The sequence below is a fragment of the Cytobacillus sp. FSL R5-0377 genome (assembly GCF_038004385.1).
In the GTDB taxonomy this organism is placed as follows: domain Bacteria; phylum Bacillota; class Bacilli; order Bacillales; family Cytobacillaceae; genus Cytobacillus.
In genome coordinates this window covers 3,823,107-3,837,931 of the sequence record NZ_JBBORA010000001.1, presented here as the reverse complement: position 1 = coordinate 3,837,931, position 14,825 = coordinate 3,823,107, and the positions used below count along the sequence as shown (strand labels likewise).

Annotated in this window: 12 protein-coding genes and 2 other annotated features; of the genes, 4 read left to right on the top strand and 8 right to left on the bottom strand. The window is 43.1% G+C overall.

Annotated elements, in window-relative coordinates; translation table 11 throughout:
• Nucleotides 1-31 precede the first annotated feature (31 nt).
• A complete protein-coding gene (locus NSQ49_RS19515) occupies nt 32-826 on the bottom strand; it encodes an SDR family NAD(P)-dependent oxidoreductase (RefSeq protein ID WP_159868455.1) in 795 nt (264 codons plus the stop codon).
• Complete coding sequence (locus tag NSQ49_RS19510; protein WP_251284421.1) at nt 827-1,801, bottom strand: MBL fold metallo-hydrolase; 975 nt, start codon at nt 1,799-1,801, stop codon at nt 827-829.
• A 352-nt stretch (nt 1,802-2,153) separates the two neighbouring features.
• Nucleotides 2,154-2,395: a binding site (T-box leader), on the top strand.
• 67 nt (nt 2,396-2,462) lie between these two features.
• On the opposite strand from NSQ49_RS19510, the gene proC reads away from it, so the two are divergent.
• From proC to namA, 3 genes are all read left to right on the top strand, one after another.
• On the top strand, nt 2,463-3,293 hold the full coding sequence (gene proC, locus NSQ49_RS19500; RefSeq protein WP_159868449.1) for a pyrroline-5-carboxylate reductase: 831 nt from the start codon (nt 2,463-2,465) through the stop codon (nt 3,291-3,293).
• On the top strand, nt 3,224-4,501 hold the full coding sequence (locus tag NSQ49_RS19495; protein ID WP_251284423.1) for a glycosyltransferase: 1,278 nt from the start codon (nt 3,224-3,226) through the stop codon (nt 4,499-4,501). Before proC ends, NSQ49_RS19495 begins: the two co-directional genes overlap by 70 nt.
• A 95-nt stretch (nt 4,502-4,596) precedes the next feature.
• A complete protein-coding gene (namA, locus tag NSQ49_RS19490; protein ID WP_159868446.1) occupies nt 4,597-5,616 on the top strand; it encodes an NADPH dehydrogenase NamA in 1,020 nt (339 codons plus the stop codon).
• 38 nt (nt 5,617-5,654) lie between these two features.
• Here the strand turns inward: namA and NSQ49_RS19485 are convergent, their stop codons facing one another.
• From NSQ49_RS19485 to rnz, 3 genes are all read right to left on the bottom strand, one after another.
• Entirely contained in the window at nt 5,655-6,992 is a 1,338-nt protein-coding gene (locus NSQ49_RS19485) for a sodium-dependent transporter (protein WP_159868443.1), read from the bottom strand.
• Between the two features lie 290 nt (nt 6,993-7,282).
• Nucleotides 7,283-7,499: a binding site (T-box leader), on the bottom strand.
• Between the two features lie 88 nt (nt 7,500-7,587).
• On the bottom strand, nt 7,588-8,133 hold the full coding sequence (locus NSQ49_RS19480; protein ID WP_159868440.1) for a histidine phosphatase family protein: 546 nt from the start codon (nt 8,131-8,133) through the stop codon (nt 7,588-7,590).
• Nucleotides 8,134-9,072: a ribonuclease Z gene (rnz, locus tag NSQ49_RS19475; RefSeq protein ID WP_251284424.1), complete on the bottom strand. Its 939-nt coding sequence runs from the start codon at nt 9,070-9,072 to the stop codon at nt 8,134-8,136. It lies immediately after the preceding gene.
• A 523-nt stretch (nt 9,073-9,595) separates the two neighbouring features.
• On the opposite strand from rnz, the gene zwf reads away from it, so the two are divergent.
• Nucleotides 9,596-11,065, top strand: a complete 1,470-nt coding sequence (zwf, locus tag NSQ49_RS19470) for a glucose-6-phosphate dehydrogenase (RefSeq protein ID WP_251284428.1) — start codon at nt 9,596-9,598, stop codon at nt 11,063-11,065.
• Between the two features lie 255 nt (nt 11,066-11,320).
• Here zwf and gndA read toward each other — a convergent pair whose 3' ends face one another.
• From gndA to NSQ49_RS19455, 3 genes are all read right to left on the bottom strand, one after another.
• A complete protein-coding gene (gene gndA, locus NSQ49_RS19465) occupies nt 11,321-12,730 on the bottom strand; it encodes an NADP-dependent phosphogluconate dehydrogenase (RefSeq protein ID WP_159868434.1) in 1,410 nt (469 codons plus the stop codon).
• A 131-nt stretch (nt 12,731-12,861) separates the two neighbouring features.
• Nucleotides 12,862-14,160, bottom strand: a complete 1,299-nt coding sequence (locus NSQ49_RS19460) for a DNA polymerase IV (protein WP_159868431.1) — start codon at nt 14,158-14,160, stop codon at nt 12,862-12,864.
• Between the two features lie 130 nt (nt 14,161-14,290).
• Entirely contained in the window at nt 14,291-14,764 is a 474-nt protein-coding gene (locus NSQ49_RS19455) for a chemotaxis protein CheW (RefSeq protein WP_159868428.1), read from the bottom strand.
• Nucleotides 14,765-14,825 lie beyond the last annotated feature (61 nt).

Sequence of the window (14,825 nt, the reverse complement as noted above, 5' to 3'; positions counted from 1 at the left end):
CAAAAAAGCTGCAGCCTTTGGCTGCAGCTTTTTATTTTTGATTAAATGCGCGTTTTCCAATTTTTTCGAACAGTCCCGGAAAAAGGGCAAAGATGATGCTTCCCGCATTCATCCACCGCGGAAGGTTAATTTCCCTGACAGGACGGAGCATAGCATTGACTACCCTGAGGGCCACATATTCGGGTTTAAGCATATATTTGCTGACATTTTTCACGTATGTTCCCTTTTCATCTGCAATAGTAAAAAAATTGGTTTCAATCGGGCCGGGATTAACGGCAGTCACAAACACATTGCTGTCAGCAAGCTCCATCCGAAGGCTGTTTGTATAGCCAAGAACAGCATGTTTAGTTGCGGAATAGACACTCGATTTCGGTGTGGCCATTTTGCCTGCCTGTGAAGCGATATTAATAATATGCCCGCTCCTCTGTTTCCTCATCAATGGCAGAATCATGCCCGTGCAGGCCATTAAGCCAACAACGTTTACATCAAACATCCCCTTTATTTCTTCAACTTTGACTTCATGCGCCTCCCGGAAAACACCGAAGCCTGCGTTATTCACAAGAACGTCTATATGATCAAAACGGGCAATAATCTCGGAAAAAACTGCCGAAACTTCGTCACTGTCCGAAACGTCAAGCTTATGCACATGTACATCGACTGAAAAACGCTTACGCAAATCAGCCTGCAGCTCCTGCAATTTGCCAATGCTGCGGGCAAGAAGGACAAGGTTTGCTCCTCTTTCGGCACAAAGGACGGCCATTTGCGCACCGATCCCGCCTGATGCCCCTGTGATAATCACATTTTTATTTTTTAATCTGTCTGACAATCAAACCACCTCTTTTGATGCGGAATACAAGAAGGCTTCCTCCTCTTTATTTATATAAATCTCCCCTATTGAATGCAAATAGTCAAGCTGTGCGATTGTTTCGGAAATGGTCAGGGAAAGCTCCTTCTCATAAACTTTCGGAAAAAGGCGGCGGCATACCTCAAAAACAGTGAGCGATTCGAACTCGAGCCATGTCTTTACTTTCATTGCCCGCTCATGCTGGCGGCCCAGCCTTTCGTTTATTAACCCGTTCACATCTTCAATATCCTCTCCATGCCCGGAGTAAAAAAGGGATATCGGCAGCTGCCGCAGCTTTTTCAAAGACTCGTTATACTGAAGCTGCGGCTTCGGCCTTTCCGCATGGCCTGGAAGCGGCGGCTCCAGGATAGGATTAGGTGAAATGTGTGCAAGCAAATGGTCTCCTCCAAGGAATACACCATCTTTCTCCCTGAACAAACCTATATGACTCTGTGCATGCCCAGGGGTCTCGATTACCGTCCAATCATTAAGCCCTTCAGGCTGGCAGCCTTCCTTCAGCTCGGCTGTCAGGGTACGATTGCAGGAATAGCGCAAAGTCTTTTTCATTTTGTTTATAAAGGAAGCATACCTTTCAGGTATACCAAATTCGTTAAATAGTTTTATGTAAAATTCATCATGAAATTTTAGAAACTCGTCAGTACGGGACAGCCACCTCTGGTTAACCTGGTGCCCGAACACCTCAAGATTGTCCGAAAAAAAGTCAAGCAGCCCGGCATGATCGGGATGATGATGTGTGAGAACAACCTGTTCAAAGTCCCCGGGTGTTAAATTCAGCTCTTTAAGCTGGGATTTTAAAGCTTCCCATGCTTCATCTGTTTTAGGGCCGGCATCGACAAGAGTCAGCTTTTCCCCTTTTACTGCATATACATTAACGTCGCCGACAGGAAATGGTGTCGGGATAACAAGCTTTGCAATTCCATCCTTCCATTTTGCCATTTTACAATCCCCCTAAAATCACTATATTTAAATAAAATAAAGCTGTTTTTCTATTTAATTCCGCAGACATCCAACACTTGCTTCCTTTAATTATGCTGTTCTGTTATCCCTTAAAATATCAGCGTTTGCCTGACACACATATTAACGGAATACAAAAACATAATGTAGAAATTTACATATATAAAAATAAGTGTACCGTTCTTTTTAATAATTGTCATTATTTTCACATAACTCTTTTTGCAATATTAATAATTTTTCAAAAAATAGCACTTGACAAATAAGCATGTCTTCTTGCATAATCACAATTAAAATTTGATTTTCATAACTCAAAGCTGTACTTCTGTACGGCAGAAACATAGCGATGAATAAGATTAGTAGATGGAAAACGGCGAAAGAGAGTGAAGCTCAAACGGCTGAAAGGCTTCACCGTCCACTTGACCATTGAACCTCCCTTATGAGCTGTTAGGAAAACCTAAACGCACCCCCGGCGTTATCGGGATTGAGATGCCTTTTCAAAACACAGCAGGCATGCTGCACGAAGAAGGAAAGGCAATGAAGGTGGTACCGCGGAAGCAAAGTCTTTTCGTCCTTTACTGGATGGAAAGGCTTTTTTATTTTGACAGCCGGCAAATGGAGCAACAATAAGGAGGAATATCAGCATATGAAAAAATTAGCTGTTGTGGGAGCAGGATCAATGGCAGAAGCGTTAATCTCAGGAATCGTAAAAAGCCGGCTCATTGCCGGAAGCGATATTTGGGTGACGAACCGATGCAGCGAAGAAAAGCTGCAAGCCTTGCAAAAAGCCTATGGCGTTCAGGCCACTTACAATCTCAGTGAGCTGTTAAGCGGGGCCGACGCTGTTATTTTAGCGATGAAGCCAAAAGATGCTCAGGGGGCCATCAATCTTATAAAGCCTTATTTACATGATGACATGCTGGTCATTTCCGTTCTCGCCGGCGTTTCGATCGAAAGCATTGAACGATTGGCAGAAAAAAAGCTGCCTGTCGTGAGAGCCATGCCGAATACATCAGCAGCAGTCGGAAAATCAGCAAGCGCCTTATCGGCTAATGAAAGAGTAACCAAAGAACAGATGAAAGAAGTAAGAGAAATTTTTGATACAGTGGGAAAATCAGCATTTGTTGAGGAGAGACAGCTCGATGCTGTAACAGGCCTGTCAGGCAGCGGACCGGCTTATATTTACTATCTTGCGGAAGCGATGGAAAAAAGCGCAGAAGAAATCGGGCTCGAAAAGGGTATGGCGAAGGAATTCATTATCCAGACACTCATCGGGGCTGCGGAAATGCTGGCCAGATCAGCCAAGGACCCTCAGCAGCTTAGAAAGGAAGTAACAAGCCCAGGCGGCACCACTGAAGCAGGCGTAAAAGTGCTTGAAGCGAATGGTGTGCAGGAAGCTTTCATTGAATGCATCAAGGAAGCGACAGCCCAATCCAGGCGGCTTGGCCAAAGCTTCAGCAGTACCGTCAAAATGTAACTGACTGCACCTGCCCTAAAAAACGTGCCACTAATTCAAACTATGAAAAAAGGATGCGAAATCTGCAAATGCTCATTATTCTATTAAGCGCAAGCCTTCTGGTATGGATTGCAGTACTCATTGATGCTGTCCTTGGACTAAAAAGCATGGATCGCCTTGAAGATAGCGATGCAATGACTGAAGGCCCTCTTCTTTCCGTTATTACAGCGGCAAGAAATGAAGAAGCCAAGCTCGCGGAGAGTATAAAATCCCAGCTGCGGCAGAACTACAAACGCATGGAATGGATTTTAGTCAATGACCGTTCAGCCGACAGCACAGGTGACATCATGGACCATATCCAGCAGAGTGACTCAAGGGTTAAGTCTATTCATATCGATACTCTCCCGAGCGGATGGCTGGGAAAAAACCACGCCCTTTATAAAGGTTATATGGAATCATCAGGGGAGTTAATTTTGTTTACAGATGCCGATGTGGTATTTAAACAGGATGCCTTCAGCAAGGCAGTTCATTATTTCAGCAAGAATGAACTTGACCATTTAACAGCGGCACCAAGCTTGACGGGCAGGAGTTTCTGGCTCAGCACGTTTATTGCTTTTTTCCTTTTCGGCTTCTCCTATTATAAACGCCCCTGGCTGGCGAACAATCAGCGTTCTAAGATCGGAATTGGCATTGGGGCGTTTAACTTGGTGTCCAGAAGGTCCTATGAAGCAATCGGGACACATAAGGCAATAAAAATGCGTCCTGATGATGATTTAATGCTAGGAATGAAAATGAAACAAAATGGCCTCAGGCAGAGATTGGCAACGGCGATGGAGCTGATTGAAGTTGAATGGTATGAAAGCTTGCCAGAAGCCTTCAAAGGCTTGGAGAAGAATACTTTTGCTGGACTTCATTATCGCATTAGCATGGTGCTATTTGCAATTGCCGGCACATTCAGTTCCCAGGTGCTTCCCTTTCTCACCATTTTTTCAACTGACATAATTATTTTCAGTTTAAGCCTTGCAAACATCATTTTTTTAGCAGGTGTTTATACCATCATCACAAAAAGAATGACCAAATTTACTCCGCTTCTGTTTACGGTATTTCCAATTACTGCTCTCCTGTTTATTTATTCCATCATCCGTGCCAGCATTCTAACCTTTGTACGGGGAGGCATAGTCTGGAGAGGTACATTATATAAGTTAAGCGAATTGAGGAATAAACGCTGACAGCGCACACCTTCGTAAGTGCATGTTCTTTTCCATTTATGAAACTGCCTGATATACTTAATATTTAGGATAGCGAAATAAGGGAGGCAGAAATTATGGAAACAAAACTTTTTTCACCTTTAACAATTAAAGGCGTCACCTTTAAAAACAGAATTGTTATGGCACCGATGTGCATGTACTCCAGTCATAATGAAGACGGAATGGTTGAAAACTGGCACCGGACTCATTATACGAGCCGTGCAGTCGGGCAGGTGGGATTAATCATCCTGGAGGCAACTGCCGTAACGCCACAGGGCCGTATATCTCCTCAGGATCTGGGAATATGGAGTGATGACCACATCGCAGGCCTGAAGGAATTAACCGGGCTAATGAAAGAACATGGATCTTCACCTGGAATACAGCTTGCACATGCCGGCAGAAAGGCAACTGTCGAGGGAGAAATTATCGCCCCATCAGCTATTGCATTTAATGAAAAGATGAAAACACCAAAGGAAATGACCAAAGAAGAAGTTGCAGAAACTGTGCAGGCTTTCAAAAAAGGGGCGGAAAGAGCCAAAAAAGCCGGCTTTGAAGTAATAGAAATTCATGCTGCACACGGATATCTGATCAATGAGTTTCTATCGCCGCTAAGCAATAAACGAAATGATGAGTATGGGGGATCAGCAGAAAACCGATACCGCATCCTCCGTGAGGTCATTGAAGCAGTGAAAACTATTTGGGATGGACCTTTATTTGTCAGAGTTTCAGCACATGATTATCATGATGAAGGGTTAACTGCAGAGGATTATGCAGAGATGGGAACATGGATGAAGGAGCAGGGAGTAGATCTTATTGACGTAAGCTCCGGAGCGGTAGTGCCGGCAAGAATACATACTTACCCGGGCTACCAGGTCAAATTCTCTGAAACCATAAAAAAAGGGGCGGATATCCATACTGGTGCAGTCGGGCTGATTACATCCGGCCTGCAGGCTGAAGAAATCCTCCAAAACGAGCGGGCTGATTTAATCTTTATTGCCCGAGAATTGCTGAGAGATCCCTATTGGCCTCGGACAGCAGCAAAAGAACTTGGCACATCAATTGAACCTCCTAAGCAATATGAACGGGGATGGCTGTAAAATAAAAAAGAGGGATGGCACCTGCCATCCCTCTTTTATTATATAATCTGCAGCGAATCAAGGAATACAATGATAATAACCAGAGGAACCACATAGCGCAGAAGGAAATACCACGCGGAAAAGATTCCATTCAGCGGCTTCGAACCTTGAATCAACTCACTTCTCAGCAGGTCCTTCTTCATTTTGTATGACACAAATATGGAGATCAGCAAAGCTCCGACCGGCATCAGGATGTTGCTGACAAGGAAATCAGCAGCATCAAAAATTATTTTGCCGAAAATGGAAATATCGGATAAGATGCTGAAGGATAATGCAGATGGGACCCCCACGATAAAGATTGCCAGACCTGTCAGCCAGGCTGCACGGGTTCTGCCGCTGCCCTTCTTATTCGTCAGAGCAGCCACTACAATTTCAAGCATTGAAAAAGCGGATGTTAAGGTTGCAAATAAAAACAGTGCAAGGAAAAAGAGCAGGAACACCCTCCCAAACATAATCTGATCAAAAACAGATGGCAGGACAATGAATAATAAGCCAGGACCTGCAGCAGGCTCAAAGCCCAATGAAAACACAGCAGGGAAGATAGCCAGTCCAGCCAGAACTGAAATAAATAAGTTCATTCCGACAACAGAAAAAGCAGGCTGCATCAGGTTTTCCTTTTTAGATAGATAAGAGCTATACGTTACCATAACCGATACCCCGACACTTAGGGAGAAAAACGATTGGCCCATCGCATAAAGAACAGTTTCAGAAGTTAAATTTGTAAAATCAGGCTTTAAAAAGAAAGAGACGCCCTCCATCGCATTATCCAATGTCAGGGATCGTGCAATCAAAATAATAAATAAAAGAAACAAAGCAGGCATCATTATCTTGCTGACCTGTTCGATCCCCTGCTGAATGCCTTTGGCTACCACTAAGACAGTTATGAATAAAAAGATCCCTTGTGCAGCCACAACTGATACAGAGTCTGAAACGGCTGCGCCAAACAGCTCCTCATAATTGCCTGCACCATTCATCGAGCCGGTAACCCCGTAAACAATGTACTTCAGAATCCATCCGCCTATTACACTATAGAAGGATAAAAGCAGAAAACACGTGAATACGCCAAGGTAGCCAATCCAGTGCCATTTAGTTCCAGGAGCAATATCCTTGTAAGCAGAGATTGCCTCCTTCCCCGTGCTGCGGCCAATTACAAACTCGGCCAGCAAAAGCGGAAAACCAATTAAAAGGGAAAATAACAAAAATAATAATATAAATGCGCCGCCTCCGCTTGTTCCTGTCACATAGGGAAGCTTCCAGATTGCTCCAAGTCCGATTGCCGAACCGGCCGATGCTAAAATAAATCCTATCTTAGATGACCATTGCTCACTTTGCTGCATGCCTGTACCTCCATAATTTTTTATCGCAGTCTAACGAACGGGCAGCAGGACCCCCCACTTCAAAACTCAAATGAATCAATAGAGGGTAAACTAGGGTCAAACTGCCCGTAAAGGCCCGAAAGAAGAACAAAAACTAAGAACGCCACATCCTGTAGCAACGTCTTTGTGACCCGCTTCCTGTGGGACTCAACTAACAATCAGTGCAGGAAAAAAAACCCTCACTGGTTGAAGTTTCACTTTATAGAAACCGGCCGGATTTCTATTTAAAAAACAAAAAAGCCACATTCTTCAAAAGGGACGTGAATTCAGATTCACGCGGTACCACCCTTTTTGAAAGCATGTGACTTTCCACTCGAAAATATAACGGATTTACCGTCTTTTCTGCTAAATGCAGAAAAGATAAGCTCCAAGATGAAATTCATTTTATCTTTGTGCCAGTTTTCACCATCCACCGGCTCTCTATAAACAGGGAGATAAAACTTAATAGAGTCTCTTCATAGCTTTTTTACTATAATGTTTTAAGTATAAGTGTGATTATAGTATGCATGCAGAGAACCGTCAATGCCAAATCTGAAAAATTCAATTTTTCCTAGCCTTACTTTTCATTCCAAATCCGCTTCCAGACTGCATCATCACCATTTATTTTAATCTCAAAAACATCCGGGTTACTCATCTTCATGAGATGCTCAAAGCCTGCCCTTTCATCGAAATAGCGCAGCAGCAGAGTTGATAAATTACCATGGCTGACCAGTACGATGTGATTCTCATTGGAGGCGATTAATTCATCCAGCAGGGAGGAAGCCCGTTTCATTCCTGCTGAATGTGATTCTCCCCCTTCAAAAACGAGCTCAAAATCGGAAAAGCTTTGTTTAAGCTTTTCCTGCCAATCGTCAAAAAGAATAGAGCTCAGCATCCTTTCTCCCAAACGGCTTTCCTCAATAATATCCAAATTTCTCGACTGTGCAAGCGGCCTGATTGTTTCAATCGCCCGCACAAATGGGCTTGAGTAGATGCGATTGATTTCCTTGCCTATAAAAAAATCAATTAATTTTAATGCCTGTATCCTCCCCGTTTCTGTCAATCTTGCAGAGAAGGGCTGGCCCTCGGCTTTTGCATGACGCACGATATAAAAGGTTTTCAATTAATCCGCCTCTCCTTTATCAAGAGGGATATGAATTTCTTTAAAGTCCTCAGCAATGACCGTATTGGGAAAAATGGTCTGTGATTCTTTCAAAAGCTGCTCCCAATCCTTCCGTTCATATCGTGAACTGATATGATTCAGACAAAGTGTCTTTGCATTCGCCTTGAGTGCAACTTGAGCAGCCTGCAGGGTTGTCGAATGAAAATAATCATATGCAAGCTGCTCTTCCCCCGCTGAGAAGGTTGCCTCATGAATTAACAGGTCAGCGCCGGCTGCTAATTCTATTGCCGCATCACAGATTCTGGTATCTCCCAGCACCGTGACAATTCTTCCCTTTTGAGCCGGCCCCAGGAAATTTTTCGCTTCGAGAATCCTTCCATCCTCAAGCTCTATGTCTTCCCCATTCTTTATTTTCTTATATATCGGACCCGGTTTGATTCCCGCTTCTGCAAGTTTGTCCGCAAGCAATGTACCCGGACGGTCCTTTTCTGTAATCCGGTAGCCGTATGAGGATATTCCGTGCTCGAGCATGTGTGCTTCCACCATAAAATCTTTTTCATCTAGTACAATGCCCTCAGTGATTTCAGCTATTTTTAAAGGATACTTAAGGTATGTGCCGCTTACAGAAAGCGAGACTTCAATAAATTTTTTCAGGCCCTTTGGCCCATATAAGGTCACCTCTGTATCACCACCCTGGAAAGAGCGGCTGGAAAGAAGGCCGGGCAGCCCATATATATGGTCACCATGAAGATGTGTAATAAAGATTTTTTCAATTCTTCTCGGTTTTATGCTTGTATGTAAAATTTGATGCTGGGTAGCTTCCCCACAGTCAAAAAGCCATATACTTCCTCTTTCATCAAGGAGCTTTAAAGCCATTGAAGATACATTCCTCAGCTTAGCCGGAATTCCTGCTCCTGTTCCCAGAAAAAAAATGTCCATATGTAAAGTGCCTCCTTTCGGCAATTTATCACTTTGCCTGTCTGGTCTTGTACGAATATAAACAAATATACCATAGCAGCCTTCGAATTCATTCAATTTTTTTGCTGTTTTCGCTTGGTAGCTGCTTTTGTATCTAATGCCCTGCAGACACACAGCGTCGAATAGGCTCCACCGCGAGCCAGCCCCGCGGAAAGTTTGAGCTTCCCTTCGCTGCAATCAACGGACAACATTGATAGACGAAAACAACAATTTATACGAAAAGAGCCTTTTTATTATATTTGAAAGGATAGTTCCAGGCCGTTAGATAGAAACTATGGTAAAAAGGACAAACTTAATATTTGCGAAAATACCTGTAAACAGATACAATTTTATACTTGTACAGACGTTTTTTTGCAGTGCAATATAACAGCTTCATTCTCAAAGCTGAGGACGGACAAAAGTCTGTCCCGCCTTACATACAGAAATTTTTTCGAAAAGAGGTTCTAGAATCGTGAAAACAAACGAAAAACCGGCCGGATTAATAATGATATTTGGAGCAACAGGGGATTTGGCCAAGAGAAAATTATTTCCCTCACTCTACCGCTTATACAAAAAGGGAAGGCTGTCTGACCGCTTCGCCGTAGTAGGAATTGCCAGAAGGCCGCTATCAAACGATGAATTCCAGGCAAGTGTCAAGGCCTCTGTTGAGTCTGCTATTAAAGATAACGGAGAACTTGAAGAATTTATTTCTCACTTTTACTATCATTCGCATGATGTGACGGATTCAAGCTCCTATTTGGCATTAAAGAGCATGGCCGAAGATTTGGATACTCATTATTCCCTTGAAGGCAACCGCATTTTTTACCTTGCTATGGCACCTGAGTTTTTTGGAACTATTGCAGAGCACTTAAAAGCAGATGGCCTGACAGATGTAGATGGGTTTAAGCGTCTTGTCATTGAAAAGCCATTTGGGCATGATCTTGAATCAGCGAAGCAGCTTAACAAGCAAATTCGAAAAGCCTTTTCAGAAAATGAAATTTACCGTATTGACCACTATCTGGGGAAAGATATGGTGCAGAACATTGAAGTTATCCGTTTTGCCAATGCTATTTTCGAACCTTTATGGAACAATCGCTACATTTCAAATATCCAGGTTACATCAAGCGAAGTACTGGGTGTGGAAGAACGCGGCCGATATTATGAAAAAAGCGGCGCCCTTCGAGACATGGTTCAAAACCATATGCTTCAAATGGTTGCCTTGTTGGCAATGGAACCGCCAATCCGCCTGACAACAGATGAAATCAGATCTGAGAAAGTAAAGGTATTGAGAGCGATGCGGCCGATTGAAAGTGACCAGGTGAAAGATTACTTTGTCCGCGGCCAGTACGGAAAAGGCCTTTTAAATGGACAGGAGGTACCAGCTTATAATCAGGAGCCCATGGTGGATGAGCAGTCTAACACCGAAACGTATGTAGCAGGCAAGCTGATGATTGACAACTTCCGCTGGGCAGGTGTGCCTATCTACATTCGTACAGGTAAAAGAATGGCTGCTAAATCAACGAAAATAGTTATTCAGTTTAAGGACATTCCGATGAACTTATATTATCAGACTGAGCAAACACTGAATCCGAACCTTCTCGTTATCCATATTCAGCCTGAAGAAGGCATTACCCTTTATTTGAATGCCCAAAAATCAGGCCAAAACATTGAAGCCACACCGGTAAAATTAAATTTTGCCAACAAAGGCATCGATGACATGAATACACCTGAAGCTTATGAAAGGCTTTTATATGATTGCATGCGCGGAGACGCAACAAACTTTACACACTGGGATGAAGTGGCCCTTTCCTGGAGCTTTGTCGACAAAATTTCCGACGTATGGGAAAACACAAGAGAAGAAGGCTTCCCTAACTACGAATCCGGTTCTATGGGTCCAAAAGAAGCAGATCAACTACTGGAAAAAGATGGTTTCTCCTGGTGGCCTGTAACTGACCTTGATGTTGAACAGTGTTAATCATTACGAAAAACCCCTGTTTTGCTGCAGGGGTTTTTATTTTACGAAAAGACGCTTTATGTCTTCGGGGTCTCACCTGTCTCCTTGCTCCTGCAGGCATTGAAAAAGGCTTTGCTTGATTAGAAAACCACACGAAAAATTGCACATGCATTTAAGAGGATCCCGCACACCCGCTGCAATCAACTATAAATAGCTGCAAGCTTTGCAAAGATAGCCAATAAAAAACAGCGCCGCACGGACGCTGTTTTTATTTTATTATTCCATCCAGTTTGTATGAAAAATGCCTTCTTTGTCTGTACGCTGATAGGTATGTGCACCAAAGTAGTCACGCTGTGCCTGAAGAAGATTTGCAGGCAATGTTTCAGTTCGGTAGCTATCATAATAAGACAATGCAGCTGCAAAACATGGAACAGGAATACCGTTCTTAACAGCCACGCTGATAATTTCACGGGCAGCATCCTGATAGCTTTCCACGATTTCCTTGAAGTATGGATCCAGAAGAAGATTCTTCAAGCCCGGCTCACGGTCATATGCTTCTTTGATTTTCTGCAGGAATTGGGCACGGATAATACAGCCGCCGCGGAAGATCATTGCAATATCCCCGTATTTCAGATCCCATCCATATTCTTCAGAAGCTGCTCTCATTTGAGCAAAGCCTTGTGCGTATGAGCAGATTTTACTCATGTAAAGGGCTTTTCGGACACTCTCGATAAATGCTTCTTTATCGCCTGTAAAGTCTGGCGCAGCTGGCCCTCGAAGAACTTTGCTTGCATTCACCCGTTCTTCTTTCATGGCAGAAATGAATCGGGCAAAAACGGATTCAGTAATGATTGGAAGCGGTACCCCCAGGTCAAGCGCACTTTGGCTTGTCCATTTGCCGGTTCCCTTTTGGCCTGCGGTGTCGAGGATGACATCTACCAGAGGCTTTCCGGTTTCCTCATCTTTTTTCGTGAAGATATCAGCCGTAATTTCAATCAGATAGCTGTCAAGCTCGCCTTTATTCCATTCAGCGAATACTTCATGAAGCTCTTCAGCAGTCAAGCCAAGAACGTTTTTCAAAAGAAAATAAGATTCGGATATCAGCTGCATATCGCCGTATTCGATGCCGTTATGCACCATTTTCACATAATGCCCTGCCCCATCCGGACCGATGTATGTGGTGCATGCATCGCCATTAACCTTTGCTGCAATGTCTTGGAAAATTGGGGCAACAAGCTCGTAGGCTTCTTTTTGGCCGCCTGGCATAATGGAAGGTCCCTTCAGAGCGCCTTCTTCTCCGCCGGAAACACCTGTACCGATGAAATGGATGCCCAGCTCACTTAATTCCTTATTGCGGCGCTGTGTATCCACAAAGAAGGTATTGCCTCCATCAATCAAAATATCCCCTTTATCCAGCAAAGGCTTTAACTGATCAATTGTCGCATCTGTCGGACCCCCTGCTTTTACCATAAGCATGATTTTACGGGGTTTTTCCAGAGAATCCACAAACTCTTCAATTGTGTATGTACCTTTAAAGTTTCTTCCTTCCACTTCCTTGAGCATCTCATCCGTTTTTTCGCGTGACCTGTTAAAAACAGATACAGAGTACCCTCTGCTCTCAATATTCATGGCAAGATTTTTCCCCATGACCGCTAAGCCGATTACACCAAATTGTGATTTCGTCATCTTCTATTACATCCCTTCCACCCTTTATGCGTAAAAACAAAATCCAATAAAATAATCCACTTTACTTTAGCAAGATTCCTATCCTGATTCAACTTTCCTGTCTTAGTTTTGCATATAGCTGCCTTAAAAACTCATGAATTATCATCTTTTTCATTTTTATCGCTTGTTCCTGACTTTCCATGCAAAAAGTCTTTATTAAAGCTGGTGTCAGTCCCAATTTGGGGTCTAGTTAAGTTCATGTCCGAGAGTGCACCTGCATGATCAATAATTTTAGTGCCGTATTTCTTGCGCAATAGATCCATTGTCTGAAAAAGCGGCTCCTTCCTCGCATCTTTTTCAAAATTGAACAGATCCAGCTGTTTAACTGCCTGTTCAGGTTCTACAAGATCAGTTCCTGTAATGCCAAGCAGCCTCACAGCATTCCCATTCCAATGTTTTATAAAAAGCTCTTTGGCTAGATGGTAAATTTCTTCATGATGCTGAATCGGATTCTTCAGTTTGCGGCTTCTTGTAATGGTTTTTCGGTCCTTATATCTGATAGTAATCCCAAGAGAAACCGCCATTACCTTTTTTCTTTTCAACCTGGAAGAAACCTGTGCAGCCAGCTTTTCGAATACCCGGAAGAGCTCTCTTTGATTTGAAACATCCCTTGGCAGGGTAGTCGAATTTCCCACACTTTTAAATTCAGATGCCGATTCCGGATCAACTTTTCTATGATCTTGGCCATTGGCCTTTTGTTTCAATCTCGGGCCATTAATGCCCAGTGCCGCTTTGAGAATAATTTCATCCGCCTTTGCCAATTCGCCGATTGTGGTGATGTTTAGGTTTCTCAGTTTTTCTCCGGTTTTTCGGCCGACTCCGTGCATCTCTTCCACTTCCATTGGCCATAGGATATTCGGTACATCTCTTTTTCTGAGAACTGTAATCCCCATTGGCTTTTTCATGTCAGAAGCCATCTTGGCTAAAAATTTATTAGGGGCAACACCTATGCTGCAGGGTAAATCAAGCTGCTGAAAAACCTGCTTTTGTATCGTTTCTGCAATTTCTATCGGGCTCCCAAACTCATAGCTGTCTGTGATGTCCACATACCCTTCATCAATGGATACAGGTTCCACGAGGGAGGAATATTCGCGCAATATATCAAACATTCCCATCGAAGCAGCACGATATCTCTCAAAATTAGGCTTCATGATAATCAGATGGGGACAGAGCTTTTTAGCCTCCCATAGAGGCATGGTGGTTTTCACTCCGAATGTCCTTGCCTCATAGCTGCATGTTACAATAATGCCGCGTCTCTCCTCCGGATTACCTGCGATTGCTAAAGGCTTGCCTTTTAATGAGGGATCATAAGCCATCTCAACCGAAGCATAAAAACTATTCATATCAACATGAAGGATTACTCTCCCGTTTTTTGGATACATTTGTTTCATGCCGGCACTTCCCTGTTAAAATAGTTCAGTTCTATTTTAGCAAATATTTTTCTTTTCTATTAATCAGAGACTTTTTGAAAAAGCGAAAACAGGGAATCTCTCTCTGATTCCCTGTTCTATAATTCGTCCGCTATGCAGTATGCTGTGTTTTCATATACTCTTTTATTTCTCTTATTCCGTCGAGTGATTCCACCAGTTTTAAAGGGTCGATTAAGGTAATCAGCCTATTATCGATATTAGCCACACCTGTAAAATAATTGGTTTTTTGATAGGCAATCAAACCTGGCTGTTTAAGGCATCCTTCTGGAATATCAAGTATTTCCTTTGCTTCATTTACAAGGACGGCAAATGATAATTCGTCTGTCTGCAGCACGATCATTCTTGCGGAGTCACTATCAGCAAGTTTCCGGCTGTAGAGAATTTCTTCAAAATCTACAACAGGAATAAGCTCTCCCCTTACTTTTGCAATTCCTCTCACAAAGCTTGGCAAATGAGGAATCGGTGTAATGCCTTCCATTTTTTCAATGGATATTACAAAAGGAACCGGTGTAGCATATTCCTCATTTCCTGCCCTGAAAACGACAGCCTTATTATTTTCAATCATCCCATTTCCTCCTCGGAAACTCTTATGTATAGAACTAATATACCATAGCCATTATTTTCTA

What these genes read in the sequence shown, in the direction of transcription:
- NSQ49_RS19510 (WP_251284421.1), bottom strand. Translation starts at nt 1,801, where the DNA reads ATGGCAAAATGGAAGGATGGAATTGCAAAGCTTGTTATCCCGACACCA.
- proC (WP_159868449.1), top strand. Translation starts at nt 2,463, where the DNA reads ATGAAAAAATTAGCTGTTGTGGGAGCAGGATCAATGGCAGAAGCGTTA.
- NSQ49_RS19495 (WP_251284423.1), top strand. Translation starts at nt 3,224, where the DNA reads ATGCATCAAGGAAGCGACAGCCCAATCCAGGCGGCTTGGCCAAAGCTT.
- namA (WP_159868446.1), top strand. Translation starts at nt 4,597, where the DNA reads ATGGAAACAAAACTTTTTTCACCTTTAACAATTAAAGGCGTCACCTTT.
- NSQ49_RS19485 (WP_159868443.1), bottom strand. Translation starts at nt 6,992, where the DNA reads ATGCAGCAAAGTGAGCAATGGTCATCTAAGATAGGATTTATTTTAGCA.
- rnz (WP_251284424.1), bottom strand. Translation starts at nt 9,072, where the DNA reads ATGGACATTTTTTTTCTGGGAACAGGAGCAGGAATTCCGGCTAAGCTG.
- zwf (WP_251284428.1), top strand. Translation starts at nt 9,596, where the DNA reads ATGATATTTGGAGCAACAGGGGATTTGGCCAAGAGAAAATTATTTCCC.
- gndA (WP_159868434.1), bottom strand. Translation starts at nt 12,730, where the DNA reads ATGACGAAATCACAATTTGGTGTAATCGGCTTAGCGGTCATGGGGAAA.
- NSQ49_RS19460 (WP_159868431.1), bottom strand. Translation starts at nt 14,160, where the DNA reads ATGAAACAAATGTATCCAAAAAACGGGAGAGTAATCCTTCATGTTGAT.
- NSQ49_RS19455 (WP_159868428.1), bottom strand. Translation starts at nt 14,764, where the DNA reads ATGATTGAAAATAATAAGGCTGTCGTTTTCAGGGCAGGAAATGAGGAA.